This window comes from Bradyrhizobium liaoningense (assembly GCF_018130825.1).
GTDB classification, from domain to species: Bacteria; Pseudomonadota; Alphaproteobacteria; order Rhizobiales; family Xanthobacteraceae; genus Bradyrhizobium; species Bradyrhizobium liaoningense_B.
This window is the reverse complement of sequence record NZ_JAFCJS010000004.1, coordinates 405,096-424,911: the sequence shown is the minus strand read 5'-3', so window position 1 is coordinate 424,911 and position 19,816 is coordinate 405,096. Positions and strand designations below refer to the sequence as shown.

Genomic DNA, 19,816 nt, shown 5'->3' with positions numbered 1-19,816 from the left:
GCGGCCGCTCTCCCAGCCACGCGCTCGGTGTCATCCCCCGCGAAGGCGGGGGATCCAGTATTCCAGAGACAGCGATGGGATACGGAGAGGCCGCGGCGTACTGGATGCCCCGGTCAAGCCGGGGCATGACAGTCGCGTTTGGGGCGAGACACTACGCATCGTCCCGCCCCGGAATGACGGGCGGACAGAGGCTGGGCCTCACCGCACCAGGATATTCCGGAACTGCCAGGGATCGCTGGTGTCGATGTCCTCCGGGAACAGTCCCGGACGACCCGTCAGCGGCGTCCAGTCGGTGTAGAAACCCTTGACCGGGCCGAGATAGGGCAGCTGGATTTCCAGCAGGCGATCGAAATCCATCTCGTCGGCTTCGACGATGCCTTCGTTCGGGTTTTCCAGCGCCCACACCATGCCGCCGAGCACGGCGGAGGTCACCTGCAGGCCGGTGGCGTTCTGGTAGGGCGCGAGCTCGCGGGTCTCCTCGATGGAGAGCTGCGAGCCGTACCAGTAGGCATTGTTGTCGTGGCCGAACAGCAGCACGCCGAGCTCGTCGATGCCGTCGACGATCTCGTTCTCGTCGAGGATGTGGTGCTTCTCCTGCATCTTGGCGGCGCGGCCGAACATCTCGTGCAGCGACAGCACGGCATCGTCGGCGGGGTGGTAAGCATAATGGCAGGTCGGCCGGTAGACCGCCTTGCCGGAGGCGTCACGCACCGTGAAGTAATCGGAGATCGAGATCGACTCGTTGTGGGTGACAAGGAAGCCGTATTGCGCGCCGCGGGTCGGGCACCAGGTGCGCACGCGCGTGTTGGCGCCGGGCTGCATCAGATAGATGGCAGCGCCGCAGCCGGCCTCGTGGGTGCGCGCATTCTCCGGCATCCATTTCTCATGGGTGCCCCAGCCGAGCTCGGACGGCTGCACGCCTTCCGACAGAAAACCTTCCACCGACCACGTGTTGACGAAGACGTCAGGCTCCTTCGGCTTCTTCGAGCGCTGGGTGTCGCGCTCGGCGATGTGGATGCCCTTGATGCCGGCCTGCCGCATCAGGTCAGCCCATTCCGCCTTGGTCTTCGGCCGGGGCGCATTGAGCTTCAGATCGGCGGCGACATTGAGCAGCGCCTGCTTGACGAAGAAGGAGACCATGCCGGGATTGGCGCCGCAGCAGGAGACGGCCGTGGTCGAGCCCGCCGGGCGCGCCTTCTTGGCGGCCAGCGTCACTTCGCGCAGCGCGTAGTTGGAGCGCGCCTCCGGGCCCTTCGAGGAATCGAAATAGAAGCCGAGCCAGGGCTCGTTGACGGTGTCGATGTAGAGCGCGCCGAGCTCGTTGCAGAGCTCCATGATGTCGGTCGAGCCGGTATCGACCGACAGATTGACGCAAAAGCCCTGGCCGCCGCCTTCGGTGAGCAACGGGGTGAGCAATTCGCGGTAATTGTCTTTGGTCAGGCCCTTCTGGATGAAACGGACATTGTGCTTCTCGCAGAGCGCCTTGCGACCCTCGTCCTTGGGATCGAGCACGGTGATGCGCGACTTGTCGTAGTCGAGATGCCGCTCGATCAGCGGCAGCGTGCCTTTGCCGATGGAGCCGAAGCCGACCATGACGATGGGACCGGTGATCTTCGCGTAGATCTGCGAGGGAGGGCTCATGGGATCGTTTCTCCGGAACGTGCTGGCGGACAAAGGGTGGGTTGGCTCAGGCGCTGCGGGGCGCTTGTTAGACGCTGCGGCGCTTGGCGGTGACTTCGATCTCGACCTTCATCTCGGGCTTGGCGAGAGCGGATACGACAAGCAACGTCGCAGCCGGCCTGATGTCGCCGAGAACCTCGCCGCACACGGCGAAGTGGGCATCGATGTAGCTGGCGTCGGTGACGTAGTAGGTCGCACGGACGATATCGGCCATCTCGAATCCACCCTCCTTCAGGGCGGCTTCGATGGTCTTGAAGCAGTTGCGTGACTGGCTCGTGACATCGGCCGGCATCGTCATCGTGGTGTAGTCATAGCCGGTGGTTCCCGCGACGAAGGCGAACTCGCCATCGACCACGGCGCGGCTGTAGCCGGCGGTCTTCTCGAACGGGGAGCCGGTGGAGATCAGGCGACGGGACATGGTCATGGGCCTCGACTGAAGGGGTGTTTCGCGGGGTTAAAGGGCGTTTCCGGCGCCTGCGCAACCCCAAAGGAACGGGCATGGCACAGGCGGCCGGGCGTTGCCGCTCGATGCGGCTTCGGTCTTCGCTATGAGAGCGATCCGTTAGGCCGCGTGCGCCTGGAGGGGACGAACCGACCTCCGTTTGGACAGGGCCGCGCCGGTCGGGACGATCATCCCCTCGGCGCCATCGAGTGCACCTTCGGCGAACTCGATCGCCAGCAGGCGGTCGCGCTCGAACGGGCCGGGCAGAGACAGCTCGCCGGTCTTCGCCGCCGAGAAGCCGAAGCGGGCGTAATAGGGGGCATCGCCGAGCAGGATCACGGCTTCATGCCCGCGCGCCCGGGCGGCGGCCAGCGCTTGTTGCATCAGCGCGGCGCCAATCCCGAGCTCGCGGCAGGCAGGGTCCACCGCCAGCGGTCCGAGGACCAGAGCGGGCCTGCCTCCGGCGCTGACGTGCCACAGCCGCACGGTTCCCACGAGTGTCCCCTCGCGCACAGCCGACAGGGCAAGGCCTGCAGCAGGTGCGCGTCCGTCGCGCAGGCGCTGGCAGGTGCGATCATGGCGGTTCTCGCCAAAGCAGGCATCCAGCAGCGCTTCACGGGCGGCGACGTCGACAGCACGTTCCGCACGGATCGCGAACGGAGCGGCTTTCGAAGTGAGGGCGACTTGTGGCTTCCGAAAAGCAGTCATGGCGCGTCAGTCCCCGCTTGAACCGGCGTGCGAAAAGCACGCCTGTCCAAGGCGTCGTCAGAGATCAGAGATGTCAGGGAGGAGCCGGCAAGCCGGCTCCCGGGTTCGTCAGGCCTCTGAAAAAGAGAGGCTGCTTAGATGTGGTAGGTCTTCAGCGGCGGGATGCCGTTGAACGCCACCGACGAGTAGGTCGACGTATAGGCCCCGGTGCCCTCGATCAGCACCTTGTCGCCGATCTCGAGCGTGACGGGGAGCGGATACGGGTTCTTCTCGTACAGCACGTCGGCGCTGTCGCAGGTCGGACCCGCGAGCACGCACGGCGTCATGTCCGCGCCGTCGTGACGGGTGCGGATGGCGTAACGGATCGACTCGTCCATGGTCTCGGCGAGACCGCCGAACTTGCCGATGTCGAGATACACCCAGCGCACCTCGTCCTCGTCGCTCTTCTTCGAGATGAGCACGACCTCGGATTCGATGACGCCGGCGTTGCCCACCATGCCGCGGCCCGGCTCGATGATGGTCTCCGGAATCTGGTTGCCGAAGTGCTTGCGCAGCGCGCGGAAGATCGAACGGCCGTAGGTCACGACCGGCGGGACGTCCTTCAGGTACTTGGTCGGGAAGCCGCCGCCCATGTTGACCATGGAGAGGTTGATGCCGCGCTCGGCGCAGTCGCGGAACACCTGCGAGGCCATCGCCAGCGCACGGTCCCACGCCTTCACCTTGCGCTGCTGCGAGCCGACATGGAAGGAGATGCCGCACGGCTCCAGCCGGAGGCGCTTGGCGAGGTCGAGCACCTCGACCGCCATCTCCGGGTCGCAGCCGAACTTGCGCGACAGCGGCCACTCGGCGCCGGCGCAGTCATAGAGGATGCGGCAGAACACCTTCGCGCCGGGGGCGGCGCGGGCGACCTTCTCGACCTCGGCGGCGCAGTCGACCGCGAACAGGCGGATGCCGAGCGCGAAGGCGCGCGCGATGTCGCGCTCCTTCTTGATCGTGTTGCCGAACGAGATGCGGTCCGGCGTCGCACCGGCAGCCAGCGCCATCTCGATCTCGGCGACGGTCGCGGTGTCGAAGCAGGAGCCCATGGACGCCAGCAGCGCCAGCACTTCCGGCGCCGGGTTCGCCTTGACGGCATAGAACACGCGGCTGTCGGGCAGCGCCTTGGCGAAGCTCTGGTAATTGTCGCGCACGACCTCGAGGTCGACGACGAGGCACGGCTCGGTGTCGAGGCCTTCGTTGCGGCGGTTGCGCAGGAATTCCTGGATACGTTCGGTCATGGCACTCTCCAACGGTCCCAGCGACGGGAGCCGTATCAACGTGACGCCTGATGAGAGTGCTTCGGCCACATCGCGCGATGGAGGCGCGTTGAAGCCAAAAAACTCAAACCAGACTGTGCTGCCGTGGATTGGTTGGGAGAGATTCCCGCCCGCACACCTGGCAATGAAGGACAAGCCTTTTCAGTAGCCCGCGCCGGCGTTGGACTGCCGGTAGAGACCAAAAAAGCCCGATCCGTCGTTGCTTTAAGTCGCGTCCCCCGTTGAGAGCGGGGTGCGCCGGTTCGCCTCCGGCTGCCAGTCACGGTTGCAAAGAGCGAAGTCACCTTCGACATGGCATCTCTTTGAGAGAGATGCTGGACGCTCCGGGTTTGCTTCGGTCGCTCGACTTTTCAGTCCTCGACTTCCGCACTTCCGAAGAGCCCCTCGGCTTCTTCACCCCTTGGCGGCTGTCCGGCCTCTTGTCCGGATACCTACCGACTGACACACGACCACAGGCACGTGCGAAATTGGGCAAGTCCGCACATAAGCGTTTTGACTCTGCTTCGCAAGAATTTTTTTAGGCTGAGAACAGAATTGCCTAACGTCTGCTTGCGCGCTGTTGCGCGAGCGACGCTGAAGATGAACGAGCGTTAAGTTTTCGCTGCGCTGCGCGTGATGCTCACGCGCGTGAAGCGTCAGCCGCGCTTCGTGAAAGGCTCGACGCGTTGAGCGGCGCGGATGAAGGCGGTCATCACGAGCACGCCGAGTGCGAACAGCACGGCCTGCAGGATGTGGGCGCCTTGATCGCCGAGCCCGAACAGGATCGCGAGCGCCCAGCCGCCGGCAAAGGCCGCGCCGAACACCTCCGCGCCGATCAGGATGGCGGCGCTGATGACGGTGATGACGCTGGGCCAGACGATCTGGCGGGACGAGGAGGAAGGCGCGTTCATGAGGCTCAGGGGTCCTGTCTTCGAGGGCCGCAATCTCCCCGAAAAGGCGGCCGGGAGCAAGGCCAAATGGCCCAAAAAAGCCCCATGGCGTGCTATAGCTGGCCGCAACAATTGAGCCACAAAGATCGGGACTTGCGATGTCAGAAACCCGCCAGACTACGGACTCCGGGATCAATCCGCTGCTGAAGGCCTGGGTGACGCCGTTTGCGACCCCGCCCTTCGACGAGATCAGGCCGGAGCACTTCCTCCCGGCCTTCGAGCAGGCTTTCGCGGATCATTCCGCCGAGATCGCGGCGATCACCAACGATCCCGCGGCGCCCGACTTCGCCAACACCATCACGGCGCTGGAGCGCTCCGGCAAGCTGCTGAGCAAGGTCGCGGCGGTGTTCTATGACCTCGTCTCGGCGCATTCCAACCCGGCCATCCTGGAGATCGACAAGGAGGTCTCCTTGCGGATGGCGCGGCACTGGAATCCGATCATGATGAACGCCGTGCTGTTTGGTCGCATCGCCCATCTGCACGAGAACCGCACCTCGCTCGGTCTGTCGCCCGAGCAGCTCCGCCTGCTGGAGCGCACCTACACCCGTTTCCATCGCGCCGGCGCCGGTCTCTCGGAAGAAGCCAAGGTGCGGATGGCCGAGATCAATGAGAGGCTGGCCCAGCTCGGCACCGGCTTCAGCCATCATCTGCTCGGCGACGAGCAGGACTGGTTCATGGAGCTCGGGGAAGCCGATCGCCAGGGCCTGCCGGAGAGCTTTGTCGCCGCCGCCAAGGCTGCGGCGGAAGAGCGCGGCATGGCCGGCAAGGCCATCGTCACGCTGTCGCGCTCCTCGGTCGAGACGTTCCTGAAGAGCTCGGCACGGCGCGACCTGCGCGAGAAGGTCTACAAGGCCTTCATCGCCCGCGGCGACAACGGCAATGCCAACGACAACAACGCGACCATCGTCGAGATCCTGAAGCTGCGCGAGGAGAGCGCCAACCTCCTGGGCTACCCGACCTACGCCGCCTACCGGCTCGAGGATTCCATGGCCAAGACGCCGGAGGCGGTGCGGAGCCTGTTGGAGCGGGTCTGGAAGCCGGCCCGCGCCCGCGCGCTCGCCGACCGCGACGAGATGCAGGCGCTGATCACGGAAGAGGGCGGTAATTTCAGTCTCGCCCCCTGGGACTGGCGCTACTACGCCGAGAAGCTGCGCCTGCAGCGCGCCAATTTCGACGATTCCGCGATCAAGCCGTATCTCGGCCTCGACCACATGATCGCCGCCGCCTTCGACTGCGCCACGCGCCTGTTCGGCGTCACCTTCGAGGAGCGCAAGGACGTCCCGGTCTGGCACCCCGACGTCCGGGTCTGGGAGGTGAAGGGGCCGGACGGCAGGCACAAGGCGCTGTTCTATGGCGACTACTTCGCCCGGCCGTCGAAGCGCTCGGGTGCCTGGATGACCTCGCTGCGCGACCAGCAGAAGCTCGACGGCGACGTCGCCCCGCTGGTCCTCAACATCTGCAATTTCGCCAAGGGGGCTGACGGCGAGCCCGCGCTGCTGTCGCCCGACGACGCCCGCACCCTGTTCCACGAGTTCGGCCACGGCCTGCACGGCATGCTCTCCAACGTGACCTATCCCTCGCTGTCGGGCACGTCGGTGTTCACCGACTTCGTCGAGCTGCCGTCCCAGCTCTACGAGCACTGGCAGGAGCGGCCCGAGGTGCTGCAGCAGTTCGCCCGCCACCACCAGACCGGCGAGCCGCTGCCCGACGACCTGCTGCAGCGCTTCCTGGCCGCGCGAAAGTTCAACCAGGGCTTTGCCACGGTCGAGTTCGTCTCCTCGGCGCTGGTCGATCTCGAGTTCCACACCCAGCCGGCGGCCGCCGCGCAGGATGTCCGTGCCTTCGAGAAGACGGAGCTGGAGAAGATCGGCATGCCCGAGGAGATCGCGCTGCGTCACCGGCCCACGCAGTTCGGTCACATCTTTACCGGCGATCACTATGCCGCGGGCTATTACAGCTACATGTGGTCCGAGGTGATGGACGCCGACGCCTTCGGCGCGTTCGAGGAGGCCGGCAACATCTTCGATCCCACCGTGGCCAAGCGCCTGCACGACGACATCTATTCGAGCGGCGGATCGGTCGATCCGGAAGCCGCCTACGAAGCCTTCCGCGGCCGTCCGCCGGAGCCCGACGCGCTGCTCCGCCGCCGCGGCCTGCTCGACGACGCCAAGGCGGCCTGATGCGCATGCGTCGCCTGTTCGGATGGCTGCTCGCCGTCGGCCTCACGCTCGCGGCGGGCGCGGCGAGCGCGCATCCGCATGTCTGGATCACCGCAACCAGCGAGCTGCTCTATGCGGCGGACGGCAGCATCACCGGCGTGCGCCACGCCTGGACCTTCGACGACATGTTCTCGGCCTATGCAGTGCAGGGGCTCGAGAGCAAGACCAAGGGCGCCTTTACGCGCGAGGAGCTCGGGCCGCTGGCGCAGACCAATGTCGAGTCGCTGAAGGAATATGCCTATTTCACTTTCGCCAAGGCCGACGGCAAGAAGGAGCGCTTCAATGAGCCGGTCGACTATTTCCTCGACTACAAGGACACGGTGCTGACCCTGCACTTCACGCTGCCGCTGAAGAACCCGGTCAAGCCGAGGCAGCTGGTGCTCGAAGTGTTCGACCGCTCCTTCTTCATCGACTTCCAGATGGCCAAGGACAACCCGGTCAAGCTGGTCGGCGCGCCCGCGGGCTGCCAGATGAAGCTGGACCGTCCCAGCGACGGCTCGGCCACCGCCCGGAAGCTCAACGAGCAGACCTTCCTGAACGGCGAGAACAGCAATTTCGGCATGATGTTCGCCAACAAGATCACGGTGGATTGCCCTTGAAGCAGCATCTTTCCCCGCTCACCCGCGGGCTTCTCGCCTGCATGGCCGTTCTGCTGGTCGTGATCGCGGCCGATGCCGCGCTCCACGATCTCCTCGCGCAGAATCCGTTCGGCGCACCGCGACCCACGCAGGCGGCCGAGCCCGAGGCCGGCGGCCTCATCGGCTGGCTGCTGGCCAAGCAGTCGGAATTCTATCGGCAGATGTCGTCGACCATCCGCGCCGCCAAGTCCGACGGCTCGGCGGTGTGGACGCTGCTGTTCATCTCGTTCGCCTATGGCATCTTCCATGCCGCAGGTCCCGGCCACGGCAAGGCGGTGATCGCCTCCTATCTCGTCGCCAACCGCGAGACCGCGCGGCGCGGCATCGCGCTGTCCTTTGCCTCGGCGCTGATGCAGTCGGTGGTGGCGATCCTCATTGTCGGCATCTCGGCCTGGATCCTGAACGCGACCGCCAAGACCATGTGCAAGGCGGAAGGGGTGATCGAGATCGCGAGCTACGCCCTGATCGCGCTGTTCGGCCTGCGGCTCGTCTGGGTCAAGGGACGCACCTTCCTCCGCGCGCTGCAGGCGGCCCAGCCGGTGCCGGCAATGGCGGGCGTGCCGCATCACCACGATCACGGCCATCATCATCATCACGATGCGCATGATCATCATGAGCACGATCATCATCACCACGATCATGCTCATGCCCATGCGCACGACCATAGCCACCACGCCCACGACCACGTCCATGACGAGCATTGCGGCCATTCCCACGGGCCCACGCCGAGCGAGCTTGCCGGGCCCGGCGGCTGGCGGCGCGGCTTTGCCGCGATCCTCACCGTCGGCATCCGTCCCTGCTCGGGTGCGATCCTGGTGCTGGTGTTCGCGCTGGCCCAGGGCCTGTTCTGGGCCGGCATCGCCGCGACCTTTCTGATGGGGCTCGGCACCGCGATCACGGTCGCGGCCATCGCCGTTATCGCCGTCTCCGCCAAGGACGTCGCCGCACGCCTCAGCGCCGGCCGCGATGGCGGCGGCGCGCTGTTCATGCGCGGCATCGAATTCGGCGCCGCCGCCCTCGTGCTGCTGTTCGGCGTCGGCCTCCTGTTCGGCTACATCGCGGCCGAACGGACCACGTGTTTTTGAGGCGATAGTCTCGTAGCCCGGATGGAGCGAAGCGCAATCCGGGACAGCATCAGCGCGGATAGTCTCCCCGGATTACGCTTCGCTCCATCCGGGCTACGGCTCTGGCTTTGCGAACTCCCTCCGGTCGGATATTCAGTCGGTCAAACCAACAAGAACGTCTCGGGGGATGCCATGTCGCGTGAACAATTCTGGTTCTTTCACCCGTTCCGGGTGCGCTATTCCGAGATCGACGGGCAGGGCGTCGTCTTCAACGCGCATTACCTGACCTATTTCGACACCACCATCACCGAATATTTCCGCGCACTGGGCTACGACCAGTATGCGGACGCCAAGGCGACCGGCATCGATTTCCATGTCGTGAAGTCGCTGATCGAGTACAAGGCGCCTGTTAGGTTCGACTGGGAGCTCGACGTCGGTGCACGCGTGGCGCGGATCGGCAATTCGAGCCTCGTCTTCGAGCTTGCCATTTTCCGGAAAGGCGGCGCTGATGCGCTGGTGACCGGCGAGATCGTGTGGGTCTACACCAACCAGGAGACCCATCGGCCGGTGCCGATCCCGGCATGGATCCGCGACCTCATCGCCACGCGGGAGCGCATTCTACCGGCGTGAAGCCGTCTCACACCGGCAAGAACCGCTTCAGCATCGGCATGAAGAAGATCCCGAGATTGATCGCAAAGCCGATGCTCCAGAGGATCGAGCGCAGCGTCGGGCGGTTGCCGAGATAGGTCAGCACATAGGCGATCCGCACGATCAGGAACAGCGCGGCGAGCTCGTCGATCAGCCGCTGCGGCGAGTCCCTGAATTCGGCGAGCAGCACCGCGAAGGCGAAGAACGGGAAGGTCTCGATGCCGTTCTGGTGGGCGCCCAGGGCGCGCTGCGCGATGGCATCCTCGTAGAAGGCGGGATCGCGCGGCCGGGAATTGTCGAAGCTGCGAAACCTGATCCATTTGATCGAGGCGATCGTGGACAGGTAAAGCAGCAGCGCTCCGAATACGCACCATTCCGCGAGCGTCATCGTCCCTCCCCCCGCTTGGGTGCGACCCTAGCGAAACCGCCCTCATCTTGACAAGTTCGGACCAACGCGCGACCCAACCAGCCATGAACAGCGTCGTCCCCCTCGAGACTGCGAAACCGGCCACCCGGTCCGCCCTGCCGCGCGTCGGCGTGCTCCTGGTCAATCTCGGCACGCCGGATACGGCCGACGCGCCCGGCGTCCGGGTCTACCTGAAGGAGTTCCTCTCGGATGCCCGCGTGATCGAGGACCAGGGCCTGATCTGGAAGCTGGTGCTGAACGGGATCATCCTGCGCAGCCGTCCCCGCACCAAGGCGCTCGACTACCGCAAGATCTGGAACAATGAGAAGAACGAGTCGCCGTTGAAGACCATCACGCGCTCGCAAGCCGACAAGCTCGCGGCCGTGCTGTCGGATCGCCGCAACGTCGTCGTGGACTGGGCGATGCGCTACGGCAACCCATCGATCAAGTCGGGCATCGACGCGCTGATCGCTGAGGGTTGCGAGCGCATCCTCGCCGTCCCGCTCTATCCGCAATATTCCGCCTCGACCTCGGCCACCGTCTGCGACGAAGTGTTCCGCGTGCTCGCGCAGCTGCGCAACCAGCCGACGCTGCGGGTGACGCCGCCTTATTATGAGGACGAAGCCTATATCGAGGCGCTCGCGACCTCGATCGAAACGCATCTGGCAACGCTCCCGTTCAAGCCCGAGCTGATCGTCGCCTCGTTCCACGGCATGCCGAAATCCTATGTCGACAAGGGCGATCCCTATCAGAGCCACTGCATCGCCACGACCGAGGCGCTGCGCCGCCGGCTCGGCATGGACGAGACAAAGCTCCTGCTGACCTTCCAGTCCCGCTTCGGCAATGACGAGTGGCTCCAGCCCTATACCGACAAGACCATGGAGCGGCTGGCGAAAGAGGGCGTGCGCCGCATTGCGGTGGTGACGCCGGGCTTTTCCGCCGATTGCCTGGAGACGCTGGAGGAGATCGCGCAGGAGAACGCCGAGATCTTCAGGCACAATGGCGGCGAGCAGTTTTCCGCGATCCCGTGCCTGAACGACAGCGAACAGGGCATGGATGTGATCCGCTCGCTGGTGCTGCGCGAGCTTCAGGGCTGGATCTGATGGTGTCTCCCATGAACCGCCGCGAGCTTCTGGCGCTTCTTGGGATGATCGCGGCAATGCCGTCATCAGTGCAGGCCCAGCAGCCGGATGCCGCGCGGCGGCTCGGCGTGCTCTCGGTCACGGCCGCCGACGATGCGATCGGGCAGACGCGCAGCGCCGTTCTGGTCGAGGCGCTTGCGGCCCACGGCTGGAAGGAGCGTGACAATCTCAGAATCTATTGGCGCAGCGGGGCGGGCGACCGGACACGAATCGCACGGCTCGCCGACGAGCTGGTCGCGCTGAAGCCGGACATCCTGCTCGCGGTCGGCACGCCCTCGGTCGAAGAGCTGCGCCGGCGCACCACGACGATCCCGATCGTGTTCGCCGTGGTCACCGATCCCGTCAGCCAGGGCTTTGTCCAGAACCTCGCGCATCCTGGCGGCAACATCACCGGCTTCACCGATTATGACGGCCCGCTGGCCGGCAAATGGCTGGAGATGCTGACGCAGGTCACGCCAAAAGTGTCCCGCGTCTTCGTCGTCTACAATCCCGCCACCGCGCCGTTCGCGCCCCTGATGCTGCGCACGATCGAGGACGCCGGACGGGCGCTTCACGTGACGGTCGAACCCGCGCCGGTGAATGACGCCGCTTCGATCGCGGCGCTGGCCTCGCGGCAGGACGGTGGCCTGCTGATCCTGCCGGACTTCTTCACCATGGCCAACCGCGTGCATCTGCTGGCAGCGATCAATGAAGCCCATGTGCCGGCGGTGTTCTGGAGCCGCACCTTCGTCGAGGAGGGCGGGCTGATGTCCTACAGCACCGACAGCGCCGAGCAGCTCCGGCGCGCGGCGGGCTACATCGATCGCATCCTCAAGGGCGCGCAGGCGGCCGACCTGCCGGTCCAGAACCCCACCAAGTTCGAGCTGGCGGTCAACCTCAAGGCGGCGAGGGCGCTCGGCGTCACGCTTTCCCCGGGCCTGCTCGCAATCGCGAATGAGGTCATCGAGTGACGCCGTCCGTGGCGGACGCCTGGGGCCGAATTCGTTAATTTCCGCCGCTAGGTTTGCGTCCGCGCGCTTTCAAGAGCCGCCTGCAAATACATATCGCGATCGTTCTCTCCCCCCAACGTCTTGTGTGGAATTGCGCCGATACCGACGTGAATTGCGACCGCTGAACCGGTAGGGTCGTGATCCCGACCAATGACAGCGCCGGAAAGGGCCCTTCCCGGCTTCTTTCCACCTTGGAGGAGCTATGAGCGGTTTCGACATTTTCGCGATTGTTCTGGTCTTGCTCGTCATCGTCACGCTGATTTCCGGCGTGAAGACGGTGCCGCAGGGCTATGACTGGACCATCGAGCGGTTCGGCAAATACACCCAGACGCTGAGCCCCGGGCTCAACCTGATCGTGCCCTATTTCGATCGCGTCGGGCGCAAGATCAACATGATGGAGCAGGTGATCGACATTCCCGAGCAGGAGGTCATCACCAAGGACAACGCCACGGTGACGGTGGACGGCGTCGCCTTCTTCCAGGTGTTCGATGCCGCGAAGGCGAGCTACGAGGTCGCCAACCTCAACCAGGCCATCACGGTCCTGACCATGACCAACATCCGCTCGGTGATGGGCTCGATGGATCTCGACCAGGTGCTGTCGCACCGTGACGAGATCAACGAGCGTCTCTTGCGCGTGGTCGATGCCGCGGTCTCGCCCTGGGGCGTCAAGGTCAACCGTATCGAGATCAAGGACATCGTGCCGCCGGCCGACCTCGTCGAGGCCATGGGCCGGCAGATGAAGGCCGAGCGTGTCAAGCGCGCCGACATTCTCGCCGCCGAGGGCCAGCGCCAGTCCGAAATCCTGCGCGCCGAGGGCGCCAAGCAGGGCCAGATCCTCCAGGCCGAAGGCCGCCGCGAGGCCGCCTTCCGCGATGCCGAGGCGCGCGAGCGTCTGGCCGAGGCCGAAGCCAAGGCGACGCAGGCGGTGTCGGAAGCCATTTCCAAGGGCGACGTCGCCGCGTTGAACTATTTCATCGCCGACAAATATATCAAGGCATTCGGCCAGTTCGCGGAGGCGCCGAACCAGAAGATCATCATGCTGCCGATGGAGGCCACGAGCATGCTCGGCTCGCTCGCCGGCATCGGCGAGATCGCGAAGGCAACGTTCGGCGAAAGCGCAGCGTCTGCGGCTGCCGCCGCGCGCCGCACCGGATCGGTGCCGCCGACCGGCGGCACGCCCCCGACGGTACCGCCGCGGCAGGGATAAAGTCACCGGCGCATGCCTTGCGACAAGGGCATGCGCCAATATTCAGAGGTCGTGTCATGACCGACATGTTCGTATCGCTCGGCACCTGGAATTGGCTGATCTTCGGCTTCATCCTGATGGCGCTGGAGACGATCGCGCCGGGCGTGTTCCTGTTCTGGCTTGGGCTCGCTGCTTTGCTGGTGGGCCTGCTCTCGTTCGCCATCCATCTGTCCTGGCAGATCCAGCTTGTGATGTTCGCAGTGTTCGCGGCAGCAGCCGTCCCGGTCTGGCGCCGGCTAGCCCGGCCGAAGCCCGACGAAAGCGCAAGCCCGTTCCTCAACAAGCGCACCGAGGCGCTCTTGGGCCGCGAGTTCACGCTGGAGAAACCGATCATCGACGGCAGCGGCACGGTGCGCATCGGCGACACGGTCTGGCGCGTCGCCGGCCCCGATACGCCGGCGGGGACGCGGGTGAGGGTGGTGCAGGTCGACGGTGCCAACCTGACGGTCGCGGCGGCGTAGGATTCTTCGCCTCTCCCCGCTTGCGGGGAGAGGCCGGATTGCATCGCAGATGCAATCCGGGTGAGGGGGACTCTCCGCGAGTCCATCTTTCACCGTTTGCGCGGAGACTCCCCCTCACCCCGACCCTCTCCCCGCAAGCGGGGCGAGGGAGAAGACTTCCACCTCTCCGCAAACCGGTGTAGCGGCATGAACGTCTCGCACAATTCGCGCCCCAGCGCCGTCAGCCCGTAGCCTCCACCGTCGCCGAGCTCCACGAATCCCGCCTCGCGCAGCTCCGTCAGCCGCGCTTGCAGCACCGTGGGCGAAGCCTCGTCGCAAGCGGTGCGCAGGGCGCGCGAGGTGAGGGGCTCTTCGCGCAACTCCCATAATATCCGCAAGGTCCAGCGCCGTCCGAGCAGGTCGAGCAGCACCATGATCGGCCGGCCCGTGCGCGAGCCGCGGACGCTGCGTGTCTTTGAGTCGGCCTGTTTCGCCATCGTCGGTCCCTTGCGTATTGCTACAAATAGTGTAGCGTACTGCTATGATAATTGTAGCAACGGAGACCGCCCATGTCTTCCGCCATGTCCGAGGCTTCGCCGCGCATCGCGCCGCTCACGCCGCCTTATCCCCCGGAGATCCAGGCGCAGTTCGACCGCATCATGCGTGGCGCGTCGCCGCTGCTGCTGTTCCGGGTGATGGCGGGCCACCCCCGCGCCTGGGACAAGTTCCGCGCCGGCGGACTGCTCGATCCCGGGCCGCTGTCGCTGCGCGACCGCGAGATCGTCATCGATCGCACCTGCGCGCTCAACACATGCGAATATGAATGGGGCGTGCATGTCGCTGTCTTTGCCGGACCGGCGAAGCTCACCGAGGACGAGGTCCGCGCCACAATCCTGGGCGATGCGACGTCCGCCTGCTGGTCGCCGGCCGAGCAGGCGCTGATCGCCGCCGTCGACGCGCTGCATCACCGCGCGACGTTGAGCGACGAGGAATTCGCCGCGCTCTCCGCGCATTACGACGAGCCGCAGATCCTGGAGATTATGCTCCTGTGCGGCTTCTATCGCACGGTGTCGTATCTGGCGAACGGGCTGCGGATGCCGCTGGAGGAGACGGCGGCGCGGTTTCCGGTCTAGCGTTCAATTCCTCATCCTGAGGAGCGCGTCTTCGCGCGTCTCGAAGGATGAAGGCCCGGCTGGTGGCCTCGCCCTTCGAGACGCGCGCGAAGGGGCGCGCTCCTCAGGGTGAGGGTCTTCTGGATTGCTTCGCTGCGCTCGCAATGACGGTGGAGAGAGTAGCGCGCGCCTTACGCCACGCCCGCGCGCAGCAGATCGTGCAGGTGCACGATGCCCACCACCCTGTTCGCCTCGGTCACGAGCAGGGTCGTGATCTTCCGCGTGTTCAGCACCTCGATCATCTCGCTCGCCAGCATCGAGGGCGGCACGGACTTCGGCTGCCTGGTCATGATCTCATCGACCGTCGCGGTCAAAAGATCGGGCCGCATGTGGCGGCGCAAATCGCCGTCGGTGATGATGCCGACGGCTTCACCCGCATCGTTGACGATGCAGACGCAGCCGAGCCCCTTGGCGGACATCTCGACCACGGCGTCCGACATCTTGGTGCCTTCAGGCTTGAGCGGGATCTCGGCACCGGTGCGCATGTAGTCGCGGACGAATTTCAGCATCGCGCCGAGCTTGCCGCCGGGGTGGAAATGCGCGAACTCCAGCGCGGTGAAGCCGCGGCCTTCGAGCAGCGCGATCGCGATGGCATCGCCGATCGCGACCTGCATCATGGTCGAGGTGGTCGGCGCCAGATTGTGCGGGCAGGCTTCGCGCGCCTTGGGCAGCTCGATCACGATGTCGGCGGCTTGTCCGAGGGAGGACGAAGCGTTCGAGGTCACCGCGATCATGGGGATCGCAAAGCGCGCCGAATAGTTCACCAGCGTCTTCATCTCCGGCTGCTCGCCGGACCAGGACAGCGCCATGATGACGTCGTCGGTGGTGATCATGCCGAGGTCGCCATGGGCGGCTTCCGCGGTGTGGACGAAGAAGGCGGGCGTACCGGTCGAGGCCAGCGTCGCCGCGATCTTGCGCGCCATGTGGCCGGATTTGCCGAGCCCGGTGACAATGACGCGGCCCTTGGCGTTGCGGATCAGGTCGACCGCCCTGGCGAAGGTCGCGCCGAGCGGGCCGCGCAGCGCCGCGGCGAGGGCGTTGATGCCGCCGCTCTCCGTCTCCAGCGTGCGGAGCGCGGATTCGATGCTATCGGGGATGGAGCCGGATGATTGGGTCATCAGCGGTTTCGAACTCGGCATGCTCAGGTCCAGGGAGGAGGGGCGTTCGCCCGTTGGTGCCTGCTTAGCATGCCGCCGCTTTGGAGGCGACGAGAGCCCTTATGCCCTCAACCGGTCATTAACCATAATTGTTTTAACTCCATTAACGATGGGTTCCCGCCAGCCGGTTGGAGGCCGTCTTGAAAGTGTTTGATTTCGTTGGAGTTATTCCATCGTGGGGTCGTCTCCAGGCATGGGCCGGAGCAAACGCGCGTATTTCCTGCGCGCCGCTTTGCCGTGCCTGGCGCTGACGGTCCTCGGCAGCGCCCCGGCGGCCGCCCAGAGCCTTACGCCCGACCTGTTCAATCCCAACCGCGGCGGCTTTGCCTCGCCCGACACGCTGCCGACACGCCGCACGGCGGCCATGCCGCAGGCGCCCTCGGATGCGCTGCCGACGCTGCCTGATCCCAATGCCGATCCGCGCAGGAGCCAGCAGGCACCGGCGACCTCCCGTGTCGGCCAGGTCCCGACCTACGGCTTGCCGGCCGCCAACGGCGCCAGCGGCTCCGGCTACGACTCGCTCAACCGCAAGCGGCAGCAGCCAAAGCTCTATCCCGGTCAGGCCAAGCCGAAGCGCCCGCTCGGCCCCGGCTCGTCGCCGCCGCCGGCAACGCCGGTCAGGACGCTGGGTCCGCCGCGCATCGCGCCGCCGCCGTCCGAGAATGCGCACAAGACACCGGTACCCCCGGCGATGGCCGGCAACGTGCCCGGCCAGCCGCTGCGTCGCCGCCTCAAGGCCGATGACGACGCGTTCGGCGCGGTCGGCGATTACGCCGGCAGCTTCCTGATCAAGGGCGGGCTCGAACTCTCCGCCGGCTACGACACCAACCCGGCGCGCCTGAACAAGCCGGTGGGATCGCCGGCCTATGTCGTCGCGCCCGATCTCCTCGTGGTGTCCGACTGGGAGCGTCACGCGCTGGTCGCGGATTTGCGCGGCTCGTTCTCGGGCTACACCAACAACATGCCGGCGACGATCGACGGCTTCGCCTCGCCCTCGCCGGTCGAGATCAACCGCCCGGACTTCACCGGCCATGTCGACGGCCGCGTCGACGTCAGCCGCGATCTCAAGCTGACCTCGCAGCTCCGTCTGCGGCTCGCCACCGACAATCCCGGCAGCCCCAACGTGCAGGCCGGCCTGCAGAAGTATCCGGTCTACGCCACCTACGGCACGACGCTCGGCTTCGACCAGACCTTCAACCGCTTCCAGGTCGCCGCCGGCGCCACCGTCGACCGCACCGCCTACACGGATTCGAAGCTCACCGACGGCTCGACGTTCAGCAACAACGACCGCGACTTCAACCAGTATGGCGGCGTCGGCCGCTTCTCCTACGATCTGAAGCCGGGGCTGAAGCCGTTCGTCGAGATCCAGGGCGACACCCGCGTCCACGACCAGCCCGCCGACCGCAACGGCTATTTCCGCGATTCAAACGGCGGCTATGCCAAGGTCGGCTCGTCCTTCGAGTTCTCGCGTATCCTCACCGGCGAGATCTCGGTCGGCTATTCCGCGCGCAACTATGTCGATCCGCGCCTCAGCCAGCTCTCCGGCTTCCTCACCGCGGGCTCGCTGATCTGGAATGCGAGCGGCCTCACCACGGTGAAGTTCTTCACCGACACGCAGATCAACGAGACCACGGTCCCCGGGTCATCCGGCGTGCTCGTGCACACCTATGCCGCCGAAGTCGACCACGACTTCCGCCGCTGGCTCACCGCCGTCGGCAAGTTCACCTACGGCACGTACGACTACCAGAACCAGAACCGCAACGACAAAACCTACTCGCTCGAAGGCAATTTGATCTACAAGCTCAACCGCAACATCTGGATCAAGGGCACGCTGCGCCACGACATCCTGGATTCGAACCAGGCGGGGTCAAGCTCGCAGGGGACCGTGGTGATGGTGGGGGTGAGGCTGCAGAATTAATTGGCCAGAAGCGGTCTCGCTTGTATTCTCAAAAACATGTATCTCTGACTGCTCAACTTTGGCGAGCAAAAAGAGAAGCGGGATGATAACCACAAGGCTCACGGTCAAGAATTACCGGGGGTTTTCCGACCAAAATCCTGCAACAATCGAATTTGGAACAGGGCTGACGGCCCTTCTAGGTCCAAACAACGCTGGCAAGTCTTCTCTAAAGCTGCTGATTTACGAGATGCGCTCGCTGTTTGATGTTCTGGCGCGCCCCTTTCACATAAATCCAAATCTTGTCGTCGCGTCGAATGGCGGATCGTTCTCAATATCAGGTTACCCGGGAACGTCCGATCCGGAAGAGGTGTTCAACAACACCAACGACCGCGGCATCTCTCTAGAGATTGAAGCCATAGGCCTGCGAGCGAATGAGAGAGTGACGCACACCGTAAGCAGGGTTGTCGCGAGTTGTAGCCGGAGCTCTCCGCTTGAGTGGCAGGTTCAAGTATTCTCCGTTGAAGGCGGGGCCAGTCCAGTTACCTCGCCCTCAGGCTACGGCCCAATTGGTGGAGACATCTACAGCGCTGCTGGTGGTTCGGGGCGGTTCGACTTTAGCCACGTACTCAAAATACTTCGTATGCTCTTGGATGCGAAGTACTATGGTCCATTTCGAAACGCTATCAACCAAGGCTCCGCGCAACATTTTGATCTGCTGATTGGTACGGCATTTATCGATCTCTGGAATACGTGGAAGACTTCGGGAAACAAGGCGCAATCTCGGGCCATAGGTAGGATAACTGACGAGATTCGTAGGCTTTTTGAATTTGATCAGTTGGAAATCAATGCCTCAGAAGCGCTCAAGACGTTGTTGGTGTCGATTGACAAGCAGCCCTATCGGCTGGGGGAGCTTGGAGCTGGGATAAGTCAATTCATAATTGCGCTTGGAAATGCTGCGACAGCAAGGCCATCCCTAATATTGGTGGATGAGCCAGAGACTAATCTACATCCCGCCCTTCAAATTGATTTCCTTTTAGCGCTTGCTCAATACGCCAAGGTCGGCTGTGTCTTCTCGACTCACAGTGTTGGCCTAGCGCGTTCGGTCGCTGAGAGAATCTACTCAGTGCAAAAGAGTGGTGCTGGTCCAATTGTGCGTCCGTTTGAAGCTACGCCTAGCTATAGTCAATTCTTGGGCGAACTGAGCTTTTCCAGCTTCCAAGAAATGGGATGCAGCCGAGTTCTCCTGGTTGAAGGCGTCAACGACGTTAAGACCGTCCAGCAGTTTCTTCGTTTGTTCGGCAAAGAGCATATGGTCGTGATTGTCCCGCTTGGTGGTGATCAAATGGTTACAGGCAAACGTGAGCTGGAATTGTTGGAACTCAAGCGTATCACGAATGAACTGTTCGCATTGATCGATAGCGAGCGCCCGGCGCCTGCCAATCCTGCGGCAGATCGGAGAATCCAGTTCGAGGAGCTGTGCAAAGGGAACGGCATACAAATCTGTTTGACTGAATTTAGGGCTCTCGAAAATTACCTCCCTGACCGAGCCGTTAAGGCCGCCTTCGGTTCGAGCTTTTCACAACTCACGCCTTACGAAAGGATGGATCAGCATCCTAACGGGTGGAGCAAGGCGGATAGTTGGCGGATTGCTCGCCACATGACGAGGGAGGAGCTGTTAGCAACGGATGTCGGTCAGTTTCTGGAACGGATATGAGGTCTACTC

General features: G+C 64.4%; 19 protein-coding genes. 11 read left to right on the top strand and 8 right to left on the bottom strand.

Translation table 11 applies throughout. From position 1 onward, the window contains the following. Positions 1-198: 198 nt before the first annotated feature. From JQ603_RS20655 to JQ603_RS20635, 5 genes are all read right to left on the bottom strand, one after another. Complete coding sequence (locus JQ603_RS20655) at positions 199-1,641, bottom strand: homospermidine synthase (protein WP_212342096.1); 1,443 nt, start codon at positions 1,639-1,641, stop codon at positions 199-201. Positions 1,642-1,708: 67 nt separating this feature from the next. Then, positions 1,709-2,098, bottom strand: coding sequence for a RidA family protein (locus JQ603_RS20650; protein WP_212342455.1), 390 nt, complete (start codon positions 2,096-2,098; stop codon positions 1,709-1,711). Positions 2,099-2,242: 144 nt separating this feature from the next. Further along, positions 2,243-2,830 (bottom strand): GNAT family N-acetyltransferase, encoded by a 588-nt coding sequence (locus JQ603_RS20645; protein ID WP_212342095.1) that lies wholly within the window; start codon positions 2,828-2,830, stop codon positions 2,243-2,245. A 134-nt stretch (positions 2,831-2,964) separates the two neighbouring features. Then, positions 2,965-4,107: a type III PLP-dependent enzyme gene (locus tag JQ603_RS20640; protein WP_212342093.1), complete on the bottom strand. Its 1,143-nt coding sequence runs from the start codon at positions 4,105-4,107 to the stop codon at positions 2,965-2,967. Between the two features lie 674 nt (positions 4,108-4,781). Beyond that, the gene (locus JQ603_RS20635) at positions 4,782-5,036 is read right to left on the bottom strand and encodes a hypothetical protein (RefSeq protein ID WP_045004054.1); all 255 of its coding nucleotides are present in this window, start codon (positions 5,034-5,036) and stop codon (positions 4,782-4,784) included. A gap of 137 nt (positions 5,037-5,173) precedes the next feature. On the opposite strand from JQ603_RS20635, the gene JQ603_RS20630 reads away from it, so the two are divergent. The 4 genes from JQ603_RS20630 (at position 5,174) to JQ603_RS20615 (ending at position 9,626) form a co-directional block, all read left to right on the top strand. Beyond that, positions 5,174-7,255 (top strand): M3 family metallopeptidase, encoded by a 2,082-nt coding sequence (locus JQ603_RS20630; protein ID WP_212342091.1) that lies wholly within the window; start codon positions 5,174-5,176, stop codon positions 7,253-7,255. Then, positions 7,255-7,893, top strand: coding sequence for a DUF1007 family protein (locus JQ603_RS20625; protein ID WP_212342089.1), 639 nt, complete (start codon positions 7,255-7,257; stop codon positions 7,891-7,893). The genes JQ603_RS20630 and JQ603_RS20625 overlap by 1 nt, the downstream gene beginning before the upstream one ends. Further along, positions 7,890-9,017, top strand: coding sequence for a nickel/cobalt transporter (locus JQ603_RS20620; RefSeq protein WP_212342087.1), 1,128 nt, complete (start codon positions 7,890-7,892; stop codon positions 9,015-9,017). Before JQ603_RS20625 ends, JQ603_RS20620 begins: the two co-directional genes overlap by 4 nt. Before the next feature lie 171 nt (positions 9,018-9,188). Then, positions 9,189-9,626, top strand: coding sequence for an acyl-CoA thioesterase (locus JQ603_RS20615; protein WP_212342086.1), 438 nt, complete (start codon positions 9,189-9,191; stop codon positions 9,624-9,626). Positions 9,627-9,633: 7 nt separating this feature from the next. Here JQ603_RS20615 and JQ603_RS20610 read toward each other — a convergent pair whose 3' ends face one another. Beyond that, positions 9,634-10,032, bottom strand: coding sequence for an MAPEG family protein (locus JQ603_RS20610; protein WP_183242541.1), 399 nt, complete (start codon positions 10,030-10,032; stop codon positions 9,634-9,636). An 83-nt stretch (positions 10,033-10,115) separates the two neighbouring features. On the opposite strand from JQ603_RS20610, the gene hemH reads away from it, so the two are divergent. The 4 genes from hemH to JQ603_RS20590 all read left to right on the top strand — a co-directional run bounded on the left by hemH (position 10,116) and on the right by JQ603_RS20590 (position 13,888). Further along, positions 10,116-11,153 (top strand): ferrochelatase, encoded by a 1,038-nt coding sequence (gene hemH / locus JQ603_RS20605; RefSeq protein WP_212342085.1) that lies wholly within the window; start codon positions 10,116-10,118, stop codon positions 11,151-11,153. A gap of 11 nt (positions 11,154-11,164) precedes the next feature. Next, positions 11,165-12,142, top strand: a complete 978-nt coding sequence (locus tag JQ603_RS20600; RefSeq protein WP_212342084.1) for an ABC transporter substrate-binding protein — start codon at positions 11,165-11,167, stop codon at positions 12,140-12,142. Between the two features lie 241 nt (positions 12,143-12,383). Further along, on the top strand, positions 12,384-13,388 hold the full coding sequence (locus tag JQ603_RS20595; RefSeq protein WP_212342083.1) for an SPFH domain-containing protein: 1,005 nt from the start codon (positions 12,384-12,386) through the stop codon (positions 13,386-13,388). Between the two features lie 56 nt (positions 13,389-13,444). Then, a complete protein-coding gene (locus JQ603_RS20590; RefSeq protein WP_212342082.1) occupies positions 13,445-13,888 on the top strand; it encodes an NfeD family protein in 444 nt (147 codons plus the stop codon). Positions 13,889-13,977: 89 nt separating this feature from the next. Here the strand turns inward: JQ603_RS20590 and JQ603_RS20585 are convergent, their stop codons facing one another. Beyond that, positions 13,978-14,364: a winged helix-turn-helix transcriptional regulator gene (locus JQ603_RS20585; RefSeq protein ID WP_212342081.1), complete on the bottom strand. Its 387-nt coding sequence runs from the start codon at positions 14,362-14,364 to the stop codon at positions 13,978-13,980. An 84-nt stretch (positions 14,365-14,448) separates the two neighbouring features. Here JQ603_RS20585 and JQ603_RS20580 point away from each other — a divergent pair, with 84 nt between their 5' ends. Then, positions 14,449-15,000 (top strand): carboxymuconolactone decarboxylase family protein, encoded by a 552-nt coding sequence (locus JQ603_RS20580; RefSeq protein WP_212342454.1) that lies wholly within the window; start codon positions 14,449-14,451, stop codon positions 14,998-15,000. Positions 15,001-15,170: 170 nt separating this feature from the next. On the opposite strand, the gene JQ603_RS20575 is transcribed toward JQ603_RS20580, so the two are convergent. Continuing rightward, positions 15,171-16,178 carry a KpsF/GutQ family sugar-phosphate isomerase gene (locus tag JQ603_RS20575; RefSeq protein WP_212342080.1) on the bottom strand — a complete coding sequence of 336 codons (1,008 nt, stop codon included), beginning with the start codon at positions 16,176-16,178 and terminating at the stop codon, positions 15,171-15,173. Between the two features lie 193 nt (positions 16,179-16,371). Between JQ603_RS20575 and JQ603_RS20570 the strand changes: the two genes are divergently transcribed. Beyond that, positions 16,372-18,114, top strand: coding sequence for an outer membrane beta-barrel protein (locus JQ603_RS20570; protein ID WP_212342078.1), 1,743 nt, complete (start codon positions 16,372-16,374; stop codon positions 18,112-18,114). A gap of 82 nt (positions 18,115-18,196) precedes the next feature. Next, positions 18,197-19,807, top strand: a complete 1,611-nt coding sequence (locus tag JQ603_RS20565) for an ATP-dependent nuclease (protein ID WP_212342076.1) — start codon at positions 18,197-18,199, stop codon at positions 19,805-19,807. Positions 19,808-19,816: the final 9 nt, after the last annotated feature.